We start from the raw sequence: 24,128 nt of genomic DNA, 5'->3' as shown, positions 1-24,128 counted from the left end.
CGCGTTTGTACAGAAAATAGATATGTAGCGGCTGGTTTGCCAACCCATATCCCTCGTATGATCTCGTATGATCTGGCGAAGCCGATAAAAATTCATTGCAATGAGACCGCAGGTAACCAGCCCGCAGGCAGCTGATACCGGCAGCTCACGCTCATTGGCTTTGCTTAACCTCGGGCATCTCAAAATTGCCTGGCCCTCGCTCGCCAGTGAATTTTTCCACCTCAACGAGAGCAGACTGAGCCGAGGGGGCCTGGCCGAGGAATGATGTGCCTTCGTCGCGCGTCAGCACGTTTGGGTTACCGTGAAGATCTAGCGACCCCGGTGTCGCGTACGCTTCAGGGTGGTACCAGGCGCCTGACGCCAGTTGCACAACACCCTCCATGACATCGCTCGACAGCAATGCACCAGCGAGGCATGCGCCGCGGTCATTAAAGACGCGCACGGTGTCGCCATTCTCGATCGTTCGGGCCGCCGCATCGATGCTGTTGATCAAAATCGGCTCACGCCCAGCCACTTTTGACTCGCGGCTCAGCTTTGCGTCGTCGAGCTGGCTGTGAAGTCGCGTCGGAGGCTGATTTGAGATCAGGTGAAGCGGAAACCGCTCAGCGGCTTTTGCCGAGTGCCATTCTTTCGGAGGCAACCAGACAGGATGGCCAGGGCAATTTTCATAACCGAAGCCAGCAATCGTCTCGCTGAAGATTTCAATGCGCCCCGATGGCGTGCGAAGCGGGTGAGCTATGGGGTCGGCACGGAAATCGCCGAACAGAACAAACTCCTCATCCGGCGCAGGCATTTCGACAAAACCATCTTTCCAGAACTTGTCGAACTCAGGAAGATCGACGTTTTGCGTTCGAGCTCTGGACCTGCATAGATCGTAGGCATACTCGATCCATCCACGAATATCGCGGCCCTCTGTGAAGTGCTCCTGGAAACCAAGCCGGCCTGCCAGATCACTGAAGATGTCGTAGTCGTTGCGCGCTTGGCCAACCGGTTCAATCAGTTGCGGCATCGCGAGCATGAAGCGGTCGCGTGGTGACGCCCCGATATCATCTCGCTCATAGGTGGTCGTTGCGGGCAATACGATGTCCGCCTGACGCGCCGTCGCTGTCCACCAGATCTCATGCACGATGATTGTCTCTGGCCTGTCCCAGGCTTCGACCAGACGGTTGATGTCCTGATGGTGATGGAACGGATTGCCGCCCGCCCAGTAAACGAGCTTGATGTGGGGGAAGGTTATGGTCTTGCCGTTGAATGGGATAGTCGCGCCCGGCTGAAGCAGCAGATCCGCCATCCGGGCCACTGGAATTGCCAGCCCAAGCGGGTTCCTGCCGGACTCCATCGCCGGAGAACTGGTTGGTCGACGCGGCGTACCCATGCCGTTGATCGAACCATAGCCGAAGCCAAATCCGCCGCCTGGCAGTCCGACCTGGCCAAGCATCGCGGCCAAGGCAATGAGTGCCCAGTACGGTTGTTCGCCATGGTCGGCGCGCTGCAATGACCAGGTTGCAGAAAGCATAGTGCGGGCGTCGGCCATGCGCAGGGCCAGACCAGCAATCCTATCCGCATCAATCCCCGTCAGGCTGGCAGCCCAGGCCGGGGATTTCGGTTTGCCGTCCGCCATGCCGAGGACATAGTCGCGGAATCGCTCGTAGCCGACAGTGTACTTGTCCAGGAAGGCGCGGTCGACACGTTCATTGACAATCAAGGTGTGCGCAAATGCCAGCATCAGGGCGGTATCGGCGCCCGGCCTGATCGGCAGCCATTCGGCACCCACCCAGTCACTGCAGTCGCGTTTGAGAGGACTGATCGACACGAACTCGACACCTGCGTCCCGCGCCTGTTTGAGCCAGCCTGGACTTTCGTGGTTACCGGCGCCTCCCGTGGTGACGAGCATGTTTTTCTCGGCCGCCCCGCCGAAAAGGACCATGAGCTTCGTGTTCGTGATGATGCTCGGCCAGTCCGTGACAGGCCCTGCAACGGCTTCGATGCCGCCCACAATGTGCGGCAGCAGCACTGCCGCCGCACCCCAGCTGTAATTGGTCACCTGATCGACGCAACCGCCGAACCCGTACAGGAAACGATGGACAAGCGTGCGGGCGTGATTGATCCGCCCCGCGCTCGACCATCCATACGAACCGCCGAAAATCGCCTTGTTGCCATGCTCTTCCTTCACGCTGCGCAGTTGCTGCGAGACCAACTGAAGCGCCTCCTCCCAGCTTACCGGAACAAACGGCTCGGCTCCGCGCCGCCGGGACAGGTCGCCTGGCCCTCGCAGCAGATAACCCTCGCGCACCATCGGCTGCGCTACGCGCGAGGCGGCATGCACGGCGCTCGGAACGGACTGCATCAGAGCCGATGGGTGGCTGTCATGGCCGAAGGGCGAGACAGAAACGATCCGACCGTCCTTCAGGTTCGCTTCGAATGCTCCCCAATGCGCGTGACTCAGCCTGCGGCTCATTGCGCCCGATTGCCTCCGGTGCCGAGCGTCACAACCTCACTTCGGTAGAGGTCGTCACGGCGCGTCTCCATGTGGCTTTGCACCATGGTCCGGGTCAGCGCCGAGTCAGGCCATTCCGCAAGGAGACAGTCATCGCTGTTTGCCCCAGCCGGGCCTGCCAGAAGGCGGCCATTGGGGCCGACGATGAAGCTTTGCCCGAGGAAACGCACGCCACCCTCCTCGCCGGTGCGGTCAGCGCAGGCGATGGTGATTTCATTGCTGCAGGCGGCAGCCATCGCCAGGTGCATCGCCATCGGCGCGGCGTCTGGGGCATCCTGGGACTGACGTGGTGGGACGGACCAGTTGCTCGGAGAGGCGACAAGCGTTGCACCGCTTTTTGCCAGGGCGCGGGTCACTTCCGGAAACCAGAGATCGTAGCAGACTGCCAATCCCACTCTCCCCCAAGGCGTGTCGATGCAAACGAGTTGCTCGCCGAGGCTGAAAAGGCTCCTCTCGCGGCCAAAGACATGCGCCTTGCGATAGCGCGAAACAGCCCCGCCAGGCGTGACGATCACGGCGGTATTATAGAGCTGTTTTCCATCCCGTTCCGCCATCCCGGCGATCAGATAGATGTTCAGGCGCATGGCAATCTCACACCACGATTTTACGCTCGGGCCGTCTATGCTCTCGGCGATCGAAAGCAGTTGGGATCGGTCAGGGAAGACAAGCCCCGTCGTGCAGCATTCCGGCAGGATCACGATCGAGGCTCCGTGCCGCGCCGCCTCATCGATCTTTGACAGGGACAAAGCGAGATTTGTGCCGACCGCCCCATACAATGGCGCATACTGGGTCACGGCGACGATCGGTCGCGTGTCGCTGCCTTCATGCTGGGACATCGACGTCGCTCCATTCGGTTGCCAGGAAGGCGACGCGATCGCCCGAGTGCACGACCGGATCACGCCTCACAGCGATCACCCAGCTATCTACCTCGACCGCAATGTCCTCTATGACATCGCCGAAAAGGTTGCGGATGCTACCGATGCTACCGCCAGCATTGACCGCTGTCCCAGGCAGTACCTTCGGCTCGAAAAGGCCGCCGGCATTGGCCAGCCGGTGCGCGCGCCTGGTGACCCGCCTTATTTTGCGCGCTGTCGGGTCCGGCGATGCGGTCAAGATGCCCACCTTGCCTGCCAGCCGCATGAGTCCGGCGACGCCATGTTCGACGCGATCCTCCTCCAGCCGGCCACCCCCGCCAAGTTCGACCATGAAAGCGATCGCCCCCAGCGAAAGCGACTGGTAATCCAGCGCACCGCCGATGTTTCCCGGCAACTCGCCTGACGCGTTGGCGACGGGCATGCGACAGGCAACCGTCGGTTCAAAACACGCTATGTGCGCCAGCAATTCAGCTTCGGAGAGCCGCGCTTCCGGATGGACCTTGTAGACGGCGTAGGGCGCGGCATCGAATGGCGTGCCAAGCGTGTGGATGTTGATCACCACATCGGCGGACTTGCCGAAACGATCGAAAAGGGCCGCCGCCGCCCGCTCGGTCGCGAAACCGTTCGCCCGGCCAGGAAAACTCTGATCCATGTCGATGCTGTCGATCAGCGCCGTCTTGCGCCGCTCGTCGAAGGCCAGCACGTTGGCAACCGGTGTCACCACGACGCTACCAGTCATCACGGACGGGTCGAGCCGATCGAAAAACCGCTGTGCGGCGAACACGCCGTTGATTTCGTCACCGTGTACGGCGGCATTCACCCACAGACAGGGTCCGTCGCCTTGGCCGCGCTTGACCAGGTAGGGAATGCTGATCTCGCACCCGCTTGCCGTGGTGCCGGCACTGATTGTGCCGCGTTCGCCAATGGACACAGCAATGGGCTTCGACTGCGGGACACGCTCGTTCATGCTTCTTGATCCGTCCATCTCGCGGTTGTCAGACTGGCGCGGCCGACTTTGCCGCAGCAGGACTGGGTGAAGGGCTGGCAGAGCCGAACGGGTAGTCGGCGGCTCCGCACTTGATCGATAGCGTTCGCGCTTCCTCATGCAGCAACGCCGTCAATGTATCGGTCTCCGCCTCCTCAAAGAAACGGTCGGGAATGATAAGCCCGAGGGCAGCGACGGTGTCGTTCGAGCGCCCCAGCACCGGGACGGCAATCGCCGACAACCCAGGTGCACTCTCACCGCGGGTCAAGGAGACGCCGCTGCTTCTTGTCTCCTCGATCTGGCGCCGAAACATTTCGGGATCCGTCACGGTCGAAGGCGTGATCGGATCGAGACGACGATTGGCGAAAAACGTCTTGAAGCTAGCCGGGGTGAGGCCCGCGAGCAGGACCTTGCCGGCCGAGGTCGCGTGGAATGGTAATCTATTGCCCACACGCCAGCGCCCGTCGATGTAATGCGGGCCTTCAACCGCGAGGATGTGCAGGATGAGATCGCCACGCATCACGCTGAGCGTTGTCGAATGCCCCGTTCGCTCCACGATTTGTCGCAATACCGGCAAGGCAGCGTGCGCCAGCGGCTGCGATTTGATGTAGTTGGAGCCGAGCTCAAACGCGGCAAGGCCAACGCGATAACGTCGCGTCTGTTCGTCCTGCTCCAGGAAGCCGTTGGCGCGAAAGTCGGCAAGCAGCCGCGATACCTTGCTTTTCGGCAGGGCCGTCGCTTCGGCGATTTCCGTCACCGAAAGGGTCTGTTCCTCGGTTTCGAACAGCTTGAGCAGTTTGAGCGCCGTATCGAGCGTTTTCATGTGTGGTGGCTGTCTCCGGTTTCTGACATGATGACGGCTTTCAGCTCAGGATCTGGAACGCGGCGTCAGTCGGCATCTTGCCCACTCCGTTGACCGTCTGGATGTCCTGTGGGCAGGCCGAGATGACCATGAGCAGGTCTGCTTTCACGTCGAAAAGCACATAGTCGCCCGGCCGCGAGACCGGAGGTTCGCGGGTGATGAGGCCTGCGGCCGACACCGGGAAATTCATGAACAGGTTGAGCGGTCCGGGTGTGAAGGCTGACTGCCTGCCGACGCCTTCCAGCGCGGCATGAAAGTTGTCGTTGCAATTGTCGTGGTAGCCTTCGTATTTCAGCCGCTCATAGGTCTTGCGGCTGCAGCAGCACATCAACGTGTCATGGACTCCCGGCGACGTGTCCTCGATCACAGTGAGCATCGGGGTGAACTGGTTGCTCACATAGGTGTCGCCAGTAGCCGGGATGATGCGGCTGGTTGCCGATCGCGTATGCTCCATCGACATGTACTCCTTCATGTCGCCGAGAGCGAAGGCCCAGGTGTCGAGCACCTGCGACCCGTGCGTGTTGATGATCTTCAGCCGGCTTCCGCGGCGCACCTCGAAGGCAATGCCCTTGCGGGCCGGGAGGACGGTCGTTTCAGGTTGGCTCATGTCTCGCTCCGCGCTGTTCATACGTCTGCCGTGTCCACTACCGGCTCGCCGCCGAGGAAGGCAGCCTTGATACGGGGATCATGCATGACGTCCCTGGCGGGGCCGTCCGCGAATTTGCGACCGAGCTCCAAGACGATCGCACGGTCCGAGATCATCAGCGATCCGAACACATTCTGTTCGGCCATGATGACCGTCACGCCTTTGCCGCGGATCGAATTGACCGTCTCGAACACCTCCGACTGCATCCTAGGTGAAAGGCCCAGCGACGGCTCGTCGAGCAGAAGAAGCCTGGGGCTGTTTTCGAGCACCATTGCCGTTTCCAGGATCTGCTGTTCGCCGCCGCTCAGATTGCCGGCGAGCTGGCGCCATTTGCGCCGCAGCATCGGGAAGAGCTCGGTCACGCTCTCGATGGCGGCCGAGGCGCTGGCCCGCGGCAGAAGGTAAGCGCCCATCTCTAGGTTCTCGTGAACGCTCATCTGGGCAAAGTTGCACCGACCCTGCGGCACAATGCCGATACCGGACCTGAGCCTGGCGGCTGGCGACAGTCCCTCAACGGCCTTGCCCTCGAAGGTCAGTTTTCCGGTGAAGTGTTTGTTGAGGCCGAAAATGGACTTGAGCAGCGTCGATTTCCCGGCGCCATTGCCGCCGATCAGGCTGGTCACCGAACCGGTGGGAAAGACCGCCGAGAAGTCGCGCACGATGGGATGATCGAGATAGCCGACCGACCAGTCGCTGATTTCGAGTGCGATGTCATTGGCCATGGAATACTAGCTCCATCGCTACGGCGTCGGCCTTGCCAAGATAGGCGTGCAGCACCCGCTCGTCCTCCTTGATGAGGGACGGCGGCCCCTCGGCGAGCTTTCGACCCTGCTCCATCACCACCACCCTGGAACAGTGCTCCATGATGAACTGCACGTTGTGCTCGACGATGATGAATGTCTGACCGTCGCTGTTGAGTGACTGGATGAGGCCGGCGATCCTCCTGATGACCGTCGGGTTAACGCCAGCCAGCGGCTCATCGAGAATGACGATCTTCGGATTGGACATGAGAGCCATTGCCAGCGCGAGCAGCTTCTTTTGCCCGTAGGACAGGAACGCGGCCGGGAAGGCCGACATCGTTGAGAGCCCCACCAGATGGATCAGCTCACGGCCGCGCTCGCTGGCCCGACGCTCGGCACCGCGGCAGGCCTGCGTGCCAGCCAGCGCCTGCCACCACGGGACGCAGTCATAGGCCTGGCGCGCGATCAGCACATTTTCCATGAGTGTCAGCCGGTCATAGACGCGCACATTCTGGAACGTCCGGGAAAGGCCTGCCTGGGCGATCTGCTCGGCGCGCGCGCCATTCAGCCGCTTCCCGTCAAGCAGGACGGAGCCTTGGTCCGCCTTGGCGAAGCCGGTGATACAGTCGATGGAGGTGCTCTTGCCCGATCCGTTTGGTCCGATCAGGCCCAGGATCTCGCCCGGCCCGACCACGAAGGTCAGGTCATCGACCGCCCTGATGCCGGAAAATGACTTGCTGAGGCCCTCAACCGAAAGAAGTGGCTGCTGTGACGGCATTATTCGGTCCTCCTCAGCATACGGTTTCGGCGATCGGCCAGATATCCGCCCAGCCCCTGGGGCATGAACTGGATGGTTATGATCAGCACAAGTCCAAACAGGATCATGCGCAGTTCCGGTGCGAGGCGCAGCAGTTCGGGCAGCGCGGTGAAGACAAAGCTCATCAACAGCACGAACCAGAAGTGACCGGCGCCGCCGACAATGACGATGATCAGCATCATCTGCGCATAGTAGATGTCGAAGATGCCGGGATCGACGATGCCGAGCTTGAAGACATAGAGCGCACCGGCGAGGCCGCCGATCAGAGCCGAAAGAGCAAAGGCCGACAGCTGGTGAAGGAAGACGGAAATTCCTTGCGATCGCGCCAGATTCTCATCGAGGTTGACCGCGACGAACGCCCTGCCGACGCGCGATCGAAGAAGCCACCAGGTCGCCGCGACGACCAGGGCACCGCAGCCCAGCGCGATCCAGTAGAACCCAGATGCCGTGTTGCCATCCAGCAGGATCGCGTTACCTAGGCGAACCTGCGGAAACGGCAAACCGGGAATGCCCATCGCGCCCCGGGTTAGCGATGTCCAGCTGCGCGCGAGCAGTTGCAAAAGCAGGCTGAAGCTGAGCGTGATGACGACGAACGCATCGCGCGAAACGCGTAGCGCGGCAAGCCCGCCGGCAAGGGAGGTGACGACGCAGACGACTCCCGCACAGCCAATGGCCGTCCACGGCGAAAAGCCATGATCAGTGACCAGCAGAGCCGATACATATGCCCCAAGGCCCCAGAACCCGACCTGCGCGAACGACAGCAGGCCGGCATAGCCATAGACCACGTTGAGGCCGGTGCTGGCCACGGCGAAGAAGATGGCAAGGGTCGCGATGCCCGTGATGTAGTCCGACGGCGACCAGAGCGGAAGCGTGAGCAGGATAACGGCGCATGCCGACAGTCCAATCCGGCGCAAGGGCGGCCAGGGCGAATTCATGCTGGTGGCTGCCATGCTCATATCCTGACCCCTTTGCCGAAAAGACCCATTGGCCGGAACTGCAGCATCGCGATCATCACCAGAAACACGGCCGCATCCTGTAGCGAGGCCGATCCGAGGCCACCGGCCAGGCTCTCGGACACACCAATGATAAGGCTGGCCACGACGGCGCCCGGCAGATGTCCGAGACCGCCGATGATCACGATGGCGAACGCCTTGAACAGGATCGGCCCGCCCATGAGCGGATGGACCGTAAAGACTGGTGCCAGGACGGCGCCGGCAAGCCCTGCGAGAGCCGTCCCGATCACAACCGCATGGCCGGCGATAACCGCGGGCCGCATGCCAACAACGAGAGCAGCCTCGCGATTTTGCGACAAAGCCCGGATCGCCATACCGAACCGCGTCCGCGTCAGCACCAGATGCAGCGTGGTGATTGACACAATTGCGAACCCGACCGCGATTGCCTTGATCATCTCCACCCGCAAGCCGAGGAAACTGATGTCCCTGAAGCTGAACTCGGTGTCGAGGATTTGCGGTGTGGCGCCGTAGAAGTAGATCAGGGCGTTCTGGACAACGATGCCAATCCCGAGCGTCAGGATAATGCCGCGTTCGAACTCACCCTTGCGGATGTGCTGCAGGAAAAGCCGGTAGAGAATGTAGCCGAAGGCGGCGACGCCAAGCGCCGATACAAACGCTGCCGGCAGGAAGCCGAATCCGAAATGGCCAACCAGCAACGCCAAGACCAATGCGCCGAGCGTGTAGATCGGCCCGTGCGCGAAGTTGACGATTTCCAGAACCCCGAAAATCAGCGACAGGCCGACCCCGATGAGCGCGTAGATCGCGCCCATCACGAGGCCGTTGAGAATGAGTGTCGAGACAAGCATGACAACCTCGTTCGCGAAAAGGACCGCCGGCGCGATCAGGTGTTGAACAGCCCTTTGACGACAACCTTGCTGTTGTCGATCTGCAGAATCACCGCCGAGGGATGGGCCTGGTGGTGATCATCGAACTTCAGCACATCGCCCAACGTTGCTTTGAACGATGCACCCTCCAGAGCATCCCGGATCTTGCCGGGTTCGGCCGACTTCGCCCGGTCGATCGCGTCGGCGATCAGTCTGATGGCCGTGTAACCCTCATAGCTTTGGGCATTCGGCACCTCGCCAAACTTTTTGCGGAACCGCTCGACAAAGGCTGTGTTGTCGCCGACCGTGATCTGCTCGGAATAAGGGAACACGCTCGTCGCGCCATTGATTGCACCGCTTTCGACGACGCCTTCCTGCAGCTCCGAGAACTCCACACGTCCGGTCAGCGGAATGGTCAGACCGGAGGCTCGGTATTGCCGCAGGAAGTTCAGCTCATCCGCGCCATTGAGGTAGACGGCGATCGCGTCCGGATTGTCTGAGCCCATGCGGGCCAGAAAGGCCGAGAAGTCCTGTGTGTCGCGGCCGAAGAAGTCGCCATTGCCAACCTCGACGCCGTTCTTCTCGAGCACGGTCTTCAGGGCGGCGTGACCGCCACGACCGTAGTCAGTGTCCTCACCGGCGAAGGCAACTTTCTTGATCTTGCCGTCGGCAATCAGATAGCGGGCGAGGCCGATTGCCAGTTCCTGGTCGGACGGGTTGATGCGGAACGTCCATTTGTTGCCGCCGACACCCGCCAGCTCGGTGATTTTCGGCGAGGTCGACGTCTCGACAACCAACGGAATCCGCGCCTTTTCGATGATCGGCATGATGCTCAGCGTGGCCGAGCTGCAGAGCGCGCCGACGATGGCCGAAACCTTGCCGACACTGATCAGCTGTTCGGCGCTGGCGGCGCCCTGTGTGGGGTTGCACTGGTTGTCCTGGACGGACAGCTGAAGCTGTTGGCCAATAGTGCCACCAGCGGCGTTGATCTCCTCGACGGCGAGTTCCGCGCCCCAGCGTTGATGCTGGCCGAGATAGGCCGCGCCGCCGGTCTGTGGGCTGCTGAGCCCGATCATGATGGGATCGGCGATGGCCAGCTGCGTGCCCAGCGCGAGGGCGGCCAGGGCAGCGGCGATACGGATGGATGTCTGGACGGTCATGTCTTATTCCCCTATTTTAATGTTGCAAATAGTGCAACTATTTTTCAGTTTACAGGCACGCTTTGGTGGCCCTCAAGTCGAGGGTTTCTGTTTTCATCCCGCGTTGGAAAGTCGTTTTCCGCTTTGTTGAGCGATTGCGATCGATTCTGTTCGCGTCCGCAGGCAGCGACTCAGCTCCAGAAGCTCCGCGGCGTCGAGACGACCGGCCAGACCCGTTTCCCAGGACAGGTAGCGACGGGCCGCCTCGAGGTTTCCGCTATGTCGGTCATGCGTAAAAAAGACGAAATCAAGCGCCTGAGCGTCCGATGGCTGCTCGGGCGTGGAGACCACCTCCAGGCCGATTTCGCGCCAGCTGGCTGGGCTGCCCGAAAGCTCGGCCAAGTTGGAAAACCCGCAGGCCTTGAGATCTGCGGCAACCAGTCCAAGCACATCGGTGTCGTCAGCGCACAACACGACCAGCGCCGCATTATCAGCATGTTTCAGCCGCTCGCCAAGCTGATGTCTGAGTGCCCATTGAGCACCGGAAATGTGACCACTGCGATATGCCATGCTTGGCCTGACGTCCAGGACGATAGCATCGTGCGGAAGCGGAACCGGCGCGCGCGGCAGTTCGGGCATCGCAGGGCGTGGTGGCTGTGGCGATACAATGTCGCCCCACGCGTCCTCTGCCGCCGCCAGCACGTGGCAGTCGAGCCCCATCATCGCCAGATAACGCGCAACGACCACGGCCCGAAGGCCGGTATCGTCGGCGAGCACGATCCGCGCCCGGCGCACGGCAACCCACTGGTCGGTCGACTGGATGAGCTGGCCGCCAGGCGCATGGATGGCACCCATTATGTGTTGGCTGTGAAATTCGGTATCGCCGCGCACGTCACAAAGATAGGTCGTCCGACCTCCGTCGCCGAGCCAGGCATTCACGGTCGCAACATCGATGAACGGCACCTGCCACGCCTTGCCAAGCGTCCTCGCCCTGGCCCGCATCGTCGTCCGGCTTTCCTCGTCTGGAACGGCTTCGACAGCCCGTTCCGACCCGCGTTCGAGTTCGAGACCGGCAAGTGTCCAGCCCTGGGTTCCGTTCTCCAGCGCGAAGACGGGATTGGGAAAGCCGAGGTCACGAAGGATCTGGGCGCCAATAATGGATCTGGTGCGACCCGCGCAATGAACCACCACCGGAATTTGCGGATCCGGGATAATGGCCTTCGCCCGATAGGCAAGGTCGCCGTTCGGCAGACAGATGCTGCCTGGAATGTTCATCCGGCGATGTTCATCACGCGGTCGCCCGTCAAGCAGGACGAGCCTCCTGCCCTCCTGCTGCCAGTGACTGAGCTCTTCGGGAGAAACATGTGGTACCGAGAATGCTTCCTCGACCAGTTCACCGAACGCCTTGCTGGGAACGAAGACGCCCTCGAAAAGAGACAGGCCCGCCCGTTGCCAGCCGGCCGCTCCGCCATCGAGAAAAGACACATTCTGATAGCCGAGCACCCGGGCGATTTCCGCGGCGCGTTCGGCTCGCTGCGAATAGCCGTCATCCATGAAAACCAGGCGGCAGGCCCTTGAAGGCGCCAGGACCGGCAGTCTGGCTTCAAACAGGCCAAACGGCACCGACGTTGCAAACAGGGGATGGCCCGAGGCGAATTCTCCCGCCTCGCGAACATCGAGCAGGGCAAGTTCTTGCCCGTCGGACAGCCACGCCTTCGCCTTGGAAGCGCTGATGGGTGAGGGAAATCGCATCCTGCCTGCCCTATTTCTTCGTCGCGACAGCCATCTTCATTGGCTTCGCCTCACCCGCATCGAGATCGAACATCAGACGCGCGCTGAGCGTCTCGAGCGCCTTCCCGTAGAAATGCAAATGCCTGATCGGCTGCTCGCCGCGGATCTCCACCGCGTGAATGTCGTCCGCCAGGAGCGCGATGCCCCTGCCCGGCCGTACGTCGACCTCACCAGTTAAGCGCAGCGTCGCGGGTCCGGCGCCGGTGCGTCCGTCGGTGCGCTCGTAAAGTGTGTTGTGCTCGGCACCCTCGACGGCGGCGATGCAGGCCCAGGTCGTGTGATTGTGGGGCGGTATCCGGTTTCCTGGCCGCATCACATTGAGATAGAGCGTGAAGCTGTCATCGGGATCGGTCGCGATCAGATAGCGGGCCTGGCGTTCCCCGGCATCGGGATCGGGATAACGATCGGGACCCCAGCGCCCGGGCAGGCTCGCGGCCCGCTCGATGACCGCGAGGACATCGGCCAGACTGCCGCGGTTCGCGCCATCGCGCTCGATACGCGTCTTTGCCTCGGCAACGAGTGCCTGGACTTCACCGTCAACGATGCTGGACATTGCGTTTCCTTTCGTCATGGCAGTTGGCTTCATGCAGCACGTCAAGGCCGCGCTGAAGGTCATCGAGAAGATCGTCGGGATCCTCGAGGCCGATGTGAAGCCGCAGCAGCGGACCTTTCCAGTGTTGTTCGCTGGTTATGCGCACCGGTTTTGAAGGAAGGATCAGGCTCTCGAAACCGCCCCAGCTGGAGCCGATGCCAAACAGCTCCAGGGAGTCGACGAAGGCGCGGACCGTATCAGGGCTGGTGTTCACCAGTTCAACGCCGAACAGCCCAGTCGCTCCCGAGAAATCCCGGCTCCAGATCGCGTGCGAGCTGTCGGTATCAAGTGCTGGATAGAGCACTCTCTCGACGGCGGGATGATCCTTCAGCGAACCGGCTACCGCCTTGGCGCTGTCCTGATGCTGGCGCAGCCTGGCACCCAGCGAGCGCAGGCCGCGCAGAGCCAGCCAACATTCATCCGGCCCGGCAAGCACGCCGTGTCCGGCTGCCCAGTCCCGGATCTGCGGCAAGTGACGTTCGTTCGCCACCGCCACACCCAGCATCGCATCCGAGTGCCCGACGATGTACTTCGTCGCCGCGTGGATCGCGACATGCGCGCCAAGGTCCAGCGGCCGGTGGAAGAAGGGCGTCGCCCAGGTGTTGTCGACAACGATGGCGATGTCGGGCGAACGGCAAGCGGCCGCGATCGCCGGAATGTCCTGGACCTCGAAGGTCAGGCTGCCTGGCGACTCGCAATAGACCACCCGAGTTTGCGGGCGCACCAGATCGCCAATGGACGCGCCGATGCCGGGAGCGAAGAACGTGACGTCAATCCCGTTGCGGCGAAGCTCGGTTTCGCAGAAATTTCGTGCCGGGCCATACACCGCATCGGTGACGAGCAGATGGTCTCCCGGGCTGAGCAGGGCTTTCAGCACGCCGGCAATAGCGGCCAGTCCTGATGGATAGAGAACGGCTCCATCAGCACCTTCAATTTGGGCCATCGCCTCTGCCAGTGCGAACGACGTCTGCGTGCCATAACGGCCATATCGCAACGCGCCAAATTTGCTGGCGCGGGAGCGTTCATAGGCGCCGATATCGGGATAGAGCACCGTCGAGGCACGGACAACTGGCGTGTTCACGACGCCACCGAACTCGGCCGGGTGCCGGCCGGCGTGCACCAGTTGCGTACCCCGTTTCAGGTTCGGAGACCGCATCGTCTAGCCCGCCATCTTTACATGCTGCGGCAGCACCCTGCCCGGAACGATCCACGCCGGATGCCCTGCGGCGCACACAATTACGGCCGGTACAAACCCGTTGAACTTGGCGACCACCGCTCGCAACCTTTTCAGCAATGTCTTCTCCCTCTGTTGCACTATTTGCAACTGAATTGCAGTATAAACAAAAGGTGCATTGAGTGTCAAGGCGGGTCGGTTTCCTGTCGGCTTCCTCCACTGGCAGTGTGCCCGGCGCAACCGTCGCTTGGCGTCCGCGCCGTGAGTTTGTGCGGAGCCGATATCTGGCCCGGCTGCTTGCGTGCATGAATTTTAAACGAAAAACCTTGCAAAATGCGGCACAGCGGCCTATGTGGAGGATAAAGGATTTGACGATGTCCGCATTGAATGAACTGAAGAAGCGGTTGCGGCCGGGGCAGGTCTATCGGCGCAAGGACCTGGCGAAATGGTCCACTGCTGTCGACCGTCATCTACGTCAGCTTGTCGAGGAAGGTCGGCTCGATAGGGTGTCGGGTGGACTGTACATGGCTCCGCGCAATACGCGTTTCGGCAAGGCTCCGGCTGTGGCGGAAAAGCTGGTCGAGACGTTCCTCAACGACGATCGCTTTCTGATGGTCTCCCCCAGCGCCTATAACAGCTTGGGGGTGGGCACGACCCAGCTCTACAACGAGCCGGTGGTCTACAACCTCAAGCGTCACGGACGCTTTCGGCTCGACGGCCGTTTCTACGACTTCCGCAAGAAGCCCTCGGTGCCCGCGAAACTGACCCAGGAAGTGTTGCTGGTCGACCTTCTCCAGAACCTTGATCGTCTTGCCGAGAGCAAGGCCGAGGTGTTGCCTCGCGCCCTCAAGCGCGCCCGCGACATGAATCCCGCGCATCTGGCCAAGGCAGCGCGGGACTTCGGTTCGGTTCGCGCCGAGCGGCTGGTGAGCCAAGCGCTGGAAGCGACCTGATTCCCATGCCGCTTCTACACGACCTCGCCGACTTCAGCGATCTGATCACGGTCGTCGCCGCGGACATGAAGATTGATTCCGGCTTGGTTGAGAAGGACTACTGGATCATGCATGCCCTCTGGGGCCTGCAACAGCTCGGTTTCCGGTTCGAGCTCAAGGGCGGCACCTCGCTGTCGAAGGGATATCAGCTGATCCACCGCTTCTCTGAAGACATCGACATTCTGATTCATCCGCAGGACACTCTGCCGACCGGCAGAAATCACGACAAGCCGGTCCACATCGAACAGCGCCGGGAATTCTTCAACGGTCTGGTTCCTCGACTGGACATACCCGGTTTTTTGCGCGCCGAGCGTGATCAGGCCTTTGACGATCCCACGGGTCGGATGCGGGGTGCTGGAATTCGTCTGATCTATCGGGAGCTCAATCCCTTGCCCGCGGGGCTCAAGGCTGGCGTGCTGTTGGAAGCGGGCTTCGATCGGGTAGCGCCCAATCAGGCCCGCCTCATCTCTTCCTGGGCCTACGATCGTGCGGTCGCATCCGACGTGCCGGACCTGATCGACAACCGTGCCATCGATGTTCTCTGCTATGAGCCCGGCTACACTTTCGTCGAAAAGTTGCAGACCCTTTCCACCAAGTTTCGCCAGCAGCAGGCTTCCGGAGAGATGCCTGTCAACTTCATGCGTCACTACTATGACGTCTCCTGCCTTCTGAAGGATGATGGCGTCCAGGCCTTTATCGGCAGCCCGGCATACCGCGCACACAAAGCCGATCGGTTCCGAGGCGGGGACGAGCCGGACCTGCGGCGGAACGAGGCGTTTCGCCTCAGCGAGCCCACGACCCGGCAAATCTACGCCGACGCCTATGAGCGAACCCGCGCCCTCTACTACAGGGATCGGCCTTCACTCGATGCAATCCTCACTCAGTTGGACGCCCATCTCGATCGATTGTGATCCCATCGAGGGTTGCTGCACTGACTAAAGTGCATTCAGAACTGTGAGGCGCTGCGGACTCCGGTCACCGAATGAGTCGTCCCCCTTCTCTGGCAGGTTGACCGATCCGGGGCAAGTTGTCGGCTTCGCGATCGCGGCTCACCACCGCGGCAGCATTTTGCGGTCCAAGCGCATTCGGCGGGCAGGATTCTAAGTACCATGCGCAGTGTTCCGAGTCCCCCGCACTATCGCGCATTGGTAATCAAGGCCAACGCAAAGGGCACGTGACACCGCTGGCTCCATCGATGGCATCGGCCTTCAGGCTGCCTCGTATCAGGCCGCCACAACTATGGACTCTCCGCCCGGATCGACGCATTCTTCCCCCAGGGGAATGGGCTTTGGACAAATCTCGGCATTACAATAGGCTTGACCAGTTCCGAAAGCGCACCGCCGCCAAGCGGAGACGCGCCCGGCGTTGGGCACTCGTTCCACAGCGGCTGATCTTTGTCAGTGTGGCTGCCGCTGGTATGTTAGCCTTCCTGTCGGCCATACAGCAAAGCGACCGCCTGCCCGAGACCAGTCTGTCGGATCTAACCCGCCCGAGCCCTCCATCGATCGCCGGGATCGCCTCCATCGTAGATGGCGACACGATTGAGATCCACGGTCAGCGCATTCGCCTCAACGGGATCGATGCGCCTGAGAGTAAGCAGTATTGCAACGACGCTAAGGGGCTCGACTATCCCTGCGGGCGCCGTTCGGCCGAGGCGTTAGACGCGTTCCTGGCAACATCTAGACCAGTTAGCTGCCGGTTCGTCTCCTGGGATCGCTACGACCGCTTCGTCGGCGAATGCCTGCGCTCAGATGGTGCTAACCTATCGGCCTGGATGGTCGAGCACGGCCAGGCCCTGGATTGGCCCCGCTACAGCCACGGCGCATACGCTCAGCAACAATCGAAGGCGGAAGCTATGAAGATCGGCATATGGGCCGGCAAGTTTCAAGCGCCTTGGGAGTGGCGAGCGGAGCATGCAGATGGCGCGGCGCCGTCGAGCCCGACAACACAAGGATTCGTCAGCCGCAGACTGCTCGCGCAGACCGGCTACTCGTGTCAGCCGCGGCGGACATGTTCTCAAATCAGCTCATGTGATGAAGCCAATTGGTATCTCGCAAACTGCTCATGGGGAGGCAAGTTGGACCGAGACAAGGACGGTATCCCCTGCGAAACGGTTTGCTAAGCTCGGTCGCCGCCTAGGGCCGGGATACCGCGCTTTTGAACTGACGGGAGGGGCGTCGTGCACCGCCGGCCGCGGAGGCAAAATCAACCCATCAGCGATCACGGCGCTGGTCGAGGTGTCGTGGCGACGCTCGGCGGCAGGGCGGGGTAAGTTACCTGCGGCTGCTCGCCGGTTAGTGTCCGCAAGAACGCGACGATACTGGAGACGTCCTCAGGGGCCAATCGGGTGCCAAGCTGGGCAGTGCCCATCGCCGCCACCACTTCGTCCAGGTCCCACGCACGGCCGCTGTGGAAGTACGGGGCAGTAAGTTCGACGTTTCTTAAGCTAGGGACCTTGAAGACATATTGGTCCTGCAACTCTCCTGTCACCCGTTTGCGACCTTCATCGGCGGGCGGCAGGAAGTCCCCGCCCGGCTTCTCGACCACGCCAAAAGGAGCGTACATGCCGCCCCCGACATTAACACCGCTGTGGCACGAAGCGCACCCCTTGCCCATAAAAAGCGCGAGGCCTTTCTTCTCCTCCACGGTGAGCGCTTTTTCGTCACCCTCGAGATATCGATCGAACGGCGCATTGGGTGTGGTCAGCGTCGCCTCGAACACAGCAATCGCCTTCCCGATGTTATTGTAGCTGAGAGGATCGATTTCCTCTGGGAAGGCTTTGCGGAATGCATCCACATAGCCCGGAATGCCCTTGAGCTGGTCGACAGCGCGCGCAGGGGTGCTTCCCATCTCGATCGGGTTGGCGATGGGTCCACCGGCCTGCTCCATCAGGTCGGCTGCCCTACCGTCCCAAAACTGAGCGATGTTGAACACCGAATTGAGCACAGTTGGTGCATTGCGGCCGCCGTGCTGCCAATTGTGGCCAATTGACGTGGGGCGGCCATCTGCCCCGCCGAACCCAATTTGATGGCAGGTGTTGCAGCTGATGTTGTGCGACTCCGAGAGCCGCGGCTCAAAAAACAGCATCTTGCCCAGTTCGACCTTCTCTGCAGTCGCCGGATTGCTGTTCAGGACCGGCGGGTCCTTGGGAATGGGGCTGAACAGCGATTTCGCGTCATCAAGCAGATTGTCCTGCCCCATCGCCATTGAGGTGAGCAGACAAAATCCGAGTGCAGCATACCGAAAGTTCCACCCAATCCCCAACAAGCCTCTCCTTTTCCTAACCCGAGACTGTGCGCGAAAGAGCGGCTTCCCATTAGAGGGGTAAGGCGCGTCCTGGGCAGCATCTGCAGTGTCGCGAGGGAGGAGAGCAAAAATCGAGCCAAAGGCGTGGGAATAACTCGGAAACGTATTTTCCAAAAGCCTTTGTCTCTAGCCGGATGCAAATCGACCGTGACAGCGTCGTGGGCCTGACAAACCCGACACTGGCCGTTGCCCCATGGTTACACCAGTCCACACAGCTCAATGTCCGCGACGTGCCACGACGGAAATGCGCGCAAGCATCAGTTGACGCTCTGATCGGGGGCGTCGCGGAAGAGCTTCTCAGCCACCTTAGCCGGTTAGGCCGGCAACATAAGGAAGGGCGCCGCCTTAGCTGCGCGTCCTGAGCTCCTCAACGTCCACGGCGCTCTCGAAAACATACCCAGCGCCGCGCTCGGTACGGATGTACTGCAGGGCCGAGGGGTGTGCCAGCTTACGGCGAAGGCGCAGGATCAGCACGTCGATGCTGCGGTCATAGACCTCTTGATCATAGACCCTTGTCGCCCGCAGAAGCTGCTCGCGCGAAAGCACCCGGCCTGGGTTCTTGAGGAAGGCCAAGAGCAGGTTGAACTCACCCGTGGTGAGCTTGACTTCAAGATCCGTCCCTCGGCGCAAGCGGCGTCGTTTCGTGCTGACTTGCCAATCATCGAAATTAAAGATCGCATTTCGCTCACGCCCCGGGCGCTGGCGCACGGCGGCGCGCACGCGGGCCAGGAACTCCGGATGGCCGAAGGGCTTAGTGATGTAATCGCGGGCGCCGGTTTCGAGACCTACCACCTTGTCGGACTCGGCTAGGTGGTCGGCGCTGATGATGATGATCGGAAGGTCCCTGTTGGCGCCAAAATCCCGAACGAATTGCAAGCCGTCCTCTCGGTCGAGGCTCAGATCGACAATTGCCAGATCAACCGCTTCAGAAACCATTTTGCCGGCGGCCTGTTGGCCGTTTTCGACCGCACGGACCCTAAACTCATGCTTGGACAAGAGGTCCACGAGCAGTTCTCTCGTTGAAGCGTCCTGACTCAAAACGAGAATCTTCTTCATGCTTACCCCTGTTGAATCCAGCTTGGCTTCCCCGATGATCAGCCAAATTAGGCAGGGTCCGCAGGCGGGACAATCTTCGTTGGGCGCATGACATAATAGCGCAGATACATAGGTGCTAGACGGGACTGCCGCTGTGAACCAGGACCGAGCTCGCCAAGCCTCGCATGTGCGGCCGTCTTCTCCGATTTGCTCAGAGTGTTGGTCCTACTCGTTTGGCTGCTCGCCCGTGCGACATGCCGGCCCTTAGGCCCTGCGGATCCCTCCCCTCGCGACCTTGAGGCTGGTCTCATGAGGCGTTCTGCGCCTGCAGCGCACGTGATCGGATTCAGCCTCATTTCATCTGAAACCCCGAAAAAATTGACATTCCTGCCATCAAGATGGATTTATTGCGCCATGGATTTGTATAGACGCACAACTCACGAGATAATTATGGTTTAGAATGCTTATATGGCGTTGCCACTTACCGCATTAATGTAGAGCGTAACTTGCAATATACTTTACAATAGATCTATCAACTTGGCGGAAACTGGGGCGCATGAGCTTCTGTTTTGTCTGCAACAACCACAGGAGATGGAAATGAGTAGAGTGATCGTTGTATCCAACAGGGTTCCGCTGCCCAAAAAAGACGGGGCGCCGCCCACGGGCGGGATGGCCATTGCGCTGAAGGCGGTCCTCAAGAAACAGGACGGCTTCTGGATGGGCTGGTCGGACAATGAGATGGCGCCGGACGGCCCGGAGCCGACACCGCGGGAAGATGACGGCATCAACTACCAGCTTGTCTATCTCTCGAAAAAGGATCTAGACGAATATTACCACGGCTTTGCGAACAGTGTTCTGTGGCCGATCTTCCACGGTCGTCCCGATCTCGCCGAATATTCCGAGGCACGAAGGGCCGGATACTATCGTGTCAACAAGAGATTTGCAGAGCTGCTGAAGCCCCTTTTGCGCGATGAGGACGTCGTTTGGGTGAACGATTACCACTTGATTCCGCTTGCGGAAGAGCTCCGTAAGCTCGGGTGCACCAACAGGATCGGCTTTTTTCTGCACATTCCTTGGCCGCCGGCGGACATTTTCTCCACTGTCCCGAAGTACGATACGTTGCTGCGCGGGCTTTCCTGCTACGACCTCGTCGGCTTTCATACCGATTACGATCTGAGCAACTTCTTGGAATGCCTGGCCCGCCAGAAGCAGGGCAAAATTGTCAAAGAGCGCTTCCACGAAGCGTATGGGAACAAGTTTCGCTGCGGCGTTTTTCCGATCAGCATCGACACGGCGAATTTCGAAAGCCTTGCCGAGAATGCGGCCCGCAATGAGCGTCTGCAGGAGACTTATGCGAGGATCGCCGGCTATGACATCGTGATCGGCGTCGACCGCCTCGATTATTCAAAGGGTATCGAGAAGCGCATCGTCGCCTTTCGCCATTTTCTGCGGCGCTACCAGCCACGTGTGAACAAGACACTGCTGCTGCAGATCACCCCGAAGTCCCGGGAAATTATACCGGCATATAAGGCGGTCGAGAAGGATGTCGCCGAACTGGTGGGATGCGTTAATGGAGAATTCGGAACCGTCGATTCAGTGCCAGTGCACTACATTAATGCCTCTATCGAGCAGTCGGACCTGGCCGGCCTCTATCGGAAGGCGCGCATCGGTCTGGTGACTCCGCTTCGCGACGGGATGAATCTGGTGGCGAAGGAGTATGTCGCTGCGCAGAACCCACTTGACCCGGGCGTTCTCGTCCTCTCGCGCTTTTCCGGCGCCGCCAGGAAACTGGACGCAGCGATGCTCGTCAATCCCTACGACACGGAGGAGATGGCGCGCACCATGGAAGAGGCCCTCGCTCTGCCGCGAAGGGACCGGATTGACCGCTGGACAGCGATCATGACGGTTCTTCGCGAGCACGATGTCTACAAGTGGTGCGGCGACTTTCTCTCGTCACTGAATGAACACCGTGCCGGCCACAGCAACGAGTGAGGGTTCACCCGCTACTCAACGACGATCGCCTCCACAGTGCCGAGTGTTTTGCTGCCTCACCGGGCGCGAAGCCACAGGAGGCGCTCGTCGCCGCACCGACTGATCGGTTCTCTGATCAAGACCAATGACCTTGAACCACGTCAAACCAGCTGGGCGACATCGCGGTCGTTAACCGCAGGCTCACCCCGCAACGCCCACTAGCAAGAGCACACAGCTACAAAGACAAGGAGAGGGGCATGGACCTCGTTTACAGTCCGGATCGTTCAAACAGGAGTGAGCGGGGGCCACGCATTGTCAATGGCGCGCGCGCCGCACGGCAAGAACGGATGCTGGCGTCGATTGACCTGAGATTGCTGTTGGCTCTTGAAGCGCTGCTGGAGCACCTCAACGTTACGCATGCGGCTCGGCACACGGGCGTGAGCCAACCCTCGATGAGCCGATCGCTGACTAGGCTGCGTGAAATTTTCAATGACGATCTCCTGGTTCGTGGATCGAGCAGTCTGGTTCCCACGCCGCAGGCGGAGCGCCTGGCCAAGATCCTCCCGACGGTCTTGGATGCCGTCCGCGCGATGATAGACCGCAGTTGTGCCCAAGGGGAGTGGCGATCGAAAGCCACAATGGTGATGCCCGATCACCAAGCGCTGATCTTGCTGCCGCCTCTCTTACCACTTCTGCGCGAGAACGCTCCCAATCTCGATATCGTCACCGACCCGCTTCTAGCCAGCGCGCTCCGGCGGCTCGAGCAAGGCGAAATCCATCTGGCCATTGGGCAGATCGATGCTGCACCATTGGGGTACTTGCGCCGGACACTCTATGCCGATCGCTTTGTCTGCCTGCTACGCCATGATCACCCAGCCCTGGCGCGGGAATGGACGATCGATACCTTCGCGACCTTGCACCACGCTGCCCTCGCCTCGGACTCCAAGGATGGGTTCGGCCGGGTGCATGATGAATTGGTCAAATTGGATCTCCTAGATCGTGATCCTGTGCTGGTGTCCAACATATTGACGGCAGCCGCCTCAGTCGCGACGAGCGATCTGGTGCTGATTGTCCCACGGCGCGTCGCGACACGGATCGCCGCCTTGCTGCACCTGGCGATTGTCGATCCGCCCGTGGAACTGACCCCCTACGAGGTCGCCCTCATTTGGCACGAACGCTGCCATCGCGACCCGGAGCAACGCTGGTTGCGCCATGAGATCACGGCAGCAGCCTTGCAAACAGAGCCGGGGCAAACATCACGGCAATAACGGATGCTTCCTCTCAAAGCTCTCCCTGTTGACCGCCATTCTATGCAGCCAAGAGGCACACAAAGGTCAGCTGATAGTGCTCGCACTCAGACGCCTCGCCACCTCCCAAGCAACCGTAGCTCTCACATAGGAGAATAAGATGTCCAACGTATTTTCGCTTGATGTTAAGCAACGCGAAAAAGAATACTCCGACAACATTTACAAATCCGCTCGCGAGTTCTTCCACGCAAGACCCTTGGTTCTTTCGGTGGCAAACGCCGCACATGCGAGGGACGACATGATCGCCAACGACCAAGGGACGGTACAGTTCCACCTCATCGGCCAGAACACCCGTGACCGTATGTATAGCGGAATCTTGAATGAGAATCAGGACAATCTTCTGGCGATTGGCGGACTCATTTACGACTACATGCATTCCAATTACCCTAACATCGACTCAAAAAAACTCGACATCAGAATCTGGGCAGACGTCCTCAGCAAGATTCCGAATCTTTCGATCGGAGCGCAAAACCAGAAGAGTTATTCAAAAGCAGTTTTCGGGACTTCTGTCTCTGCGACGTTCCTTTCCTTGGTTGCCCAGGCGATCATCACCGACGGGGCGTCGTTGCTGATGGATTTCGAGTCCTTCCTGACCGCGATGGGTGACATCACTTTCAGCACCAGCGCTAAGGCGCAGCAATACAGGGCGCTGACATGCACTTACCAGAGTTACCTTCTCGACAACGGGGCAGGTGGATATTACGATTACGGAGCGATCGTTCTGCGCCAGATCGAGTTCAAAGAGAATTTCCTTGAGCTGAAATCCTGCTGCTCGTCGACGCAACAAATCGATGTGAACCTGGACTACACCGAGGTCATCAGCGTCGTACAGGCACGCCGGATCCGGAAGGGCGGCCACGACTATGAAAACTTCCAACAGCTGGTGAACGCGAACTCGACTGACCAGTTCAAGAAGGCGAAGAACTTCTTCAACGGCGGTTCGACGCCGCAGCATGACATTAAGCCGCAGGTCTGATCCTCAGTTCGTCGGTGGCTGGACCAGCGCACCTTACCAGCAGCGTGGATTTTAGATGACCTCGCCAGCAGTTCGAAGCAAATCCATCCTGACGATTGGCGGCAAACATCGCCGATCGTCCCCAGTTGAATACGAGAACCGCATCAGGCCGAAAAACCGACAAAGCGAACGGTGCAAGGCACTGTATCAGTAGGCGTTTATCGATCGCATTGTGAACGGCCTTGATGCCCAGCCCACTGCCGGCGGCCGACGGTTGGGGAGAGATCTCCATGCAAGAAACGAGCCCATACTCCTGCTCGTTCTGAAGATTGATGGAGGCCCTCAGCTCACGTCCCTGCGGCTCGGTTTCGCCGTCCTTCGCGCCTTGACTTGCAACCGCCAACGGCCTACTTACCCCGTTGTTAGCACTCGACCTCGGTGAGTGCTAATCGCGCTCCGGCAACGGGGAACCGTTCAACATCCGCACCAGGGAATCCAAAATGGCACGATCGAAATTCCGCCCACTTCATGACCGTGTGGTCGTTCGCCGGGTCGAATCCGAATCCAAGACCGCCGGCGGGATCATCATCCCGGATACGGCAAAGGA

At 60.4% G+C, this 24,128-nt stretch carries 22 protein-coding genes and 1 pseudogene; 7 read left to right on the top strand and 16 right to left on the bottom strand.

The window, feature by feature from the left end:
- Positions 1-151: 151 nt before the first annotated feature.
- The 14 genes from O7A60_RS29810 to O7A60_RS29745 all read right to left on the bottom strand — a co-directional run bounded on the left by O7A60_RS29810 (position 152) and on the right by O7A60_RS29745 (position 14,144).
- On the bottom strand, positions 152-2,458 hold the full coding sequence (locus O7A60_RS29810) for a molybdopterin-dependent oxidoreductase (RefSeq protein WP_337109264.1): 2,307 nt from the start codon (positions 2,456-2,458) through the stop codon (positions 152-154).
- Positions 2,455-3,333 carry a nitrilase-related carbon-nitrogen hydrolase gene (locus O7A60_RS29805; RefSeq protein ID WP_337109263.1) on the bottom strand — a complete coding sequence of 293 codons (879 nt, stop codon included), beginning with the start codon at positions 3,331-3,333 and terminating at the stop codon, positions 2,455-2,457. Before O7A60_RS29805 ends, O7A60_RS29810 begins: the two co-directional genes overlap by 4 nt.
- Positions 3,320-4,339, bottom strand: coding sequence for a M14 family metallopeptidase (locus O7A60_RS29800; protein ID WP_337109262.1), 1,020 nt, complete (start codon positions 4,337-4,339; stop codon positions 3,320-3,322). Before O7A60_RS29800 ends, O7A60_RS29805 begins: the two co-directional genes overlap by 14 nt.
- A 28-nt stretch (positions 4,340-4,367) precedes the next feature.
- Positions 4,368-5,180: an IclR family transcriptional regulator gene (locus tag O7A60_RS29795; protein WP_337109261.1), complete on the bottom strand. Its 813-nt coding sequence runs from the start codon at positions 5,178-5,180 to the stop codon at positions 4,368-4,370.
- Positions 5,181-5,220: 40 nt separating this feature from the next.
- Positions 5,221-5,826: an urea carboxylase-associated family protein gene (locus O7A60_RS29790; protein ID WP_337109260.1), complete on the bottom strand. Its 606-nt coding sequence runs from the start codon at positions 5,824-5,826 to the stop codon at positions 5,221-5,223.
- A 17-nt stretch (positions 5,827-5,843) separates the two neighbouring features.
- Positions 5,844-6,587: an ABC transporter ATP-binding protein gene (locus O7A60_RS29785; RefSeq protein ID WP_337109259.1), complete on the bottom strand. Its 744-nt coding sequence runs from the start codon at positions 6,585-6,587 to the stop codon at positions 5,844-5,846.
- Complete coding sequence (locus O7A60_RS29780; protein ID WP_337109258.1) at positions 6,577-7,383, bottom strand: ABC transporter ATP-binding protein; 807 nt, start codon at positions 7,381-7,383, stop codon at positions 6,577-6,579. The genes O7A60_RS29785 and O7A60_RS29780 overlap by 11 nt, the downstream gene beginning before the upstream one ends.
- Complete coding sequence (locus tag O7A60_RS29775; RefSeq protein WP_337109257.1) at positions 7,383-8,372, bottom strand: branched-chain amino acid ABC transporter permease; 990 nt, start codon at positions 8,370-8,372, stop codon at positions 7,383-7,385. Before O7A60_RS29775 ends, O7A60_RS29780 begins: the two co-directional genes overlap by 1 nt.
- 2 nt (positions 8,373-8,374) lie before the next feature.
- Positions 8,375-9,241 carry a branched-chain amino acid ABC transporter permease gene (locus O7A60_RS29770; RefSeq protein ID WP_337109256.1) on the bottom strand — a complete coding sequence of 289 codons (867 nt, stop codon included), beginning with the start codon at positions 9,239-9,241 and terminating at the stop codon, positions 8,375-8,377.
- Between the two features lie 35 nt (positions 9,242-9,276).
- Complete coding sequence (locus tag O7A60_RS29765) at positions 9,277-10,419, bottom strand: ABC transporter substrate-binding protein (protein ID WP_337109255.1); 1,143 nt, start codon at positions 10,417-10,419, stop codon at positions 9,277-9,279.
- Between the two features lie 93 nt (positions 10,420-10,512).
- Positions 10,513-12,150, bottom strand: a complete 1,638-nt coding sequence (locus O7A60_RS29760; protein ID WP_337109254.1) for a rhodanese-like domain-containing protein — start codon at positions 12,148-12,150, stop codon at positions 10,513-10,515.
- A gap of 10 nt (positions 12,151-12,160) precedes the next feature.
- The gene (locus O7A60_RS29755; protein ID WP_337109253.1) at positions 12,161-12,742 is read right to left on the bottom strand and encodes a cysteine dioxygenase family protein; all 582 of its coding nucleotides are present in this window, start codon (positions 12,740-12,742) and stop codon (positions 12,161-12,163) included.
- Complete coding sequence (gene metC, locus O7A60_RS29750; RefSeq protein WP_337109252.1) at positions 12,726-13,937, bottom strand: cystathionine beta-lyase; 1,212 nt, start codon at positions 13,935-13,937, stop codon at positions 12,726-12,728. The genes O7A60_RS29755 and metC overlap by 17 nt, the downstream gene beginning before the upstream one ends.
- A 3-nt stretch (positions 13,938-13,940) precedes the next feature.
- On the bottom strand, positions 13,941-14,144 hold the full coding sequence (locus O7A60_RS29745) for a hypothetical protein (protein ID WP_337109251.1): 204 nt from the start codon (positions 14,142-14,144) through the stop codon (positions 13,941-13,943).
- A 185-nt stretch (positions 14,145-14,329) separates the two neighbouring features.
- On the opposite strand from O7A60_RS29745, the gene O7A60_RS29740 reads away from it, so the two are divergent.
- The 3 genes from O7A60_RS29740 (at position 14,330) to O7A60_RS29730 (ending at position 17,069) form a co-directional block, all read left to right on the top strand.
- The gene (locus tag O7A60_RS29740) at positions 14,330-14,908 is read left to right on the top strand and encodes a hypothetical protein (RefSeq protein WP_027146045.1); all 579 of its coding nucleotides are present in this window, start codon (positions 14,330-14,332) and stop codon (positions 14,906-14,908) included.
- 5 nt (positions 14,909-14,913) lie between these two features.
- Positions 14,914-15,858: a nucleotidyl transferase AbiEii/AbiGii toxin family protein gene (locus O7A60_RS29735; RefSeq protein WP_337109250.1), complete on the top strand. Its 945-nt coding sequence runs from the start codon at positions 14,914-14,916 to the stop codon at positions 15,856-15,858.
- Between the two features lie 506 nt (positions 15,859-16,364).
- Complete coding sequence (locus tag O7A60_RS29730) at positions 16,365-17,069, top strand: thermonuclease family protein (protein WP_337109249.1); 705 nt, start codon at positions 16,365-16,367, stop codon at positions 17,067-17,069.
- Between the two features lie 98 nt (positions 17,070-17,167).
- Here O7A60_RS29730 and O7A60_RS29725 read toward each other — a convergent pair whose 3' ends face one another.
- Entirely contained in the window at positions 17,168-18,211 is a 1,044-nt protein-coding gene (locus O7A60_RS29725; protein ID WP_337109248.1) for a cytochrome-c peroxidase, read from the bottom strand.
- Positions 18,212-18,598: 387 nt separating this feature from the next.
- Positions 18,599-19,309: a winged helix-turn-helix domain-containing protein gene (locus O7A60_RS29720; RefSeq protein WP_337109247.1), complete on the bottom strand. Its 711-nt coding sequence runs from the start codon at positions 19,307-19,309 to the stop codon at positions 18,599-18,601.
- Between the two features lie 576 nt (positions 19,310-19,885).
- Here O7A60_RS29720 and O7A60_RS29715 point away from each other — a divergent pair.
- The 4 genes and pseudogenes from O7A60_RS29715 to O7A60_RS29700 all read left to right on the top strand — a co-directional run.
- Positions 19,886-21,280 (top strand): alpha,alpha-trehalose-phosphate synthase (UDP-forming), encoded by a 1,395-nt coding sequence (locus tag O7A60_RS29715; protein ID WP_337109246.1) that lies wholly within the window; start codon positions 19,886-19,888, stop codon positions 21,278-21,280.
- Positions 21,281-21,516: 236 nt separating this feature from the next.
- Complete coding sequence (locus O7A60_RS29710) at positions 21,517-22,527, top strand: LysR family transcriptional regulator (protein WP_415926872.1); 1,011 nt, start codon at positions 21,517-21,519, stop codon at positions 22,525-22,527.
- A gap of 139 nt (positions 22,528-22,666) precedes the next feature.
- Positions 22,667-23,542 (top strand): hypothetical protein, encoded by an 876-nt coding sequence (locus O7A60_RS29705; RefSeq protein WP_337109245.1) that lies wholly within the window; start codon positions 22,667-22,669, stop codon positions 23,540-23,542.
- A 479-nt stretch (positions 23,543-24,021) separates the two neighbouring features.
- A pseudogene (locus O7A60_RS29700) lies at positions 24,022-24,128 on the top strand (co-chaperone GroES); the annotation flags it as partial.

Source organism: Mesorhizobium salmacidum (SeqCode), assembly GCF_037179605.1.
GTDB classification, from domain to species: Bacteria; Pseudomonadota; Alphaproteobacteria; order Rhizobiales; family Rhizobiaceae; genus Mesorhizobium; species Mesorhizobium salmacidum.
This window is presented reverse-complemented; position numbering and strand designations above follow the sequence as displayed.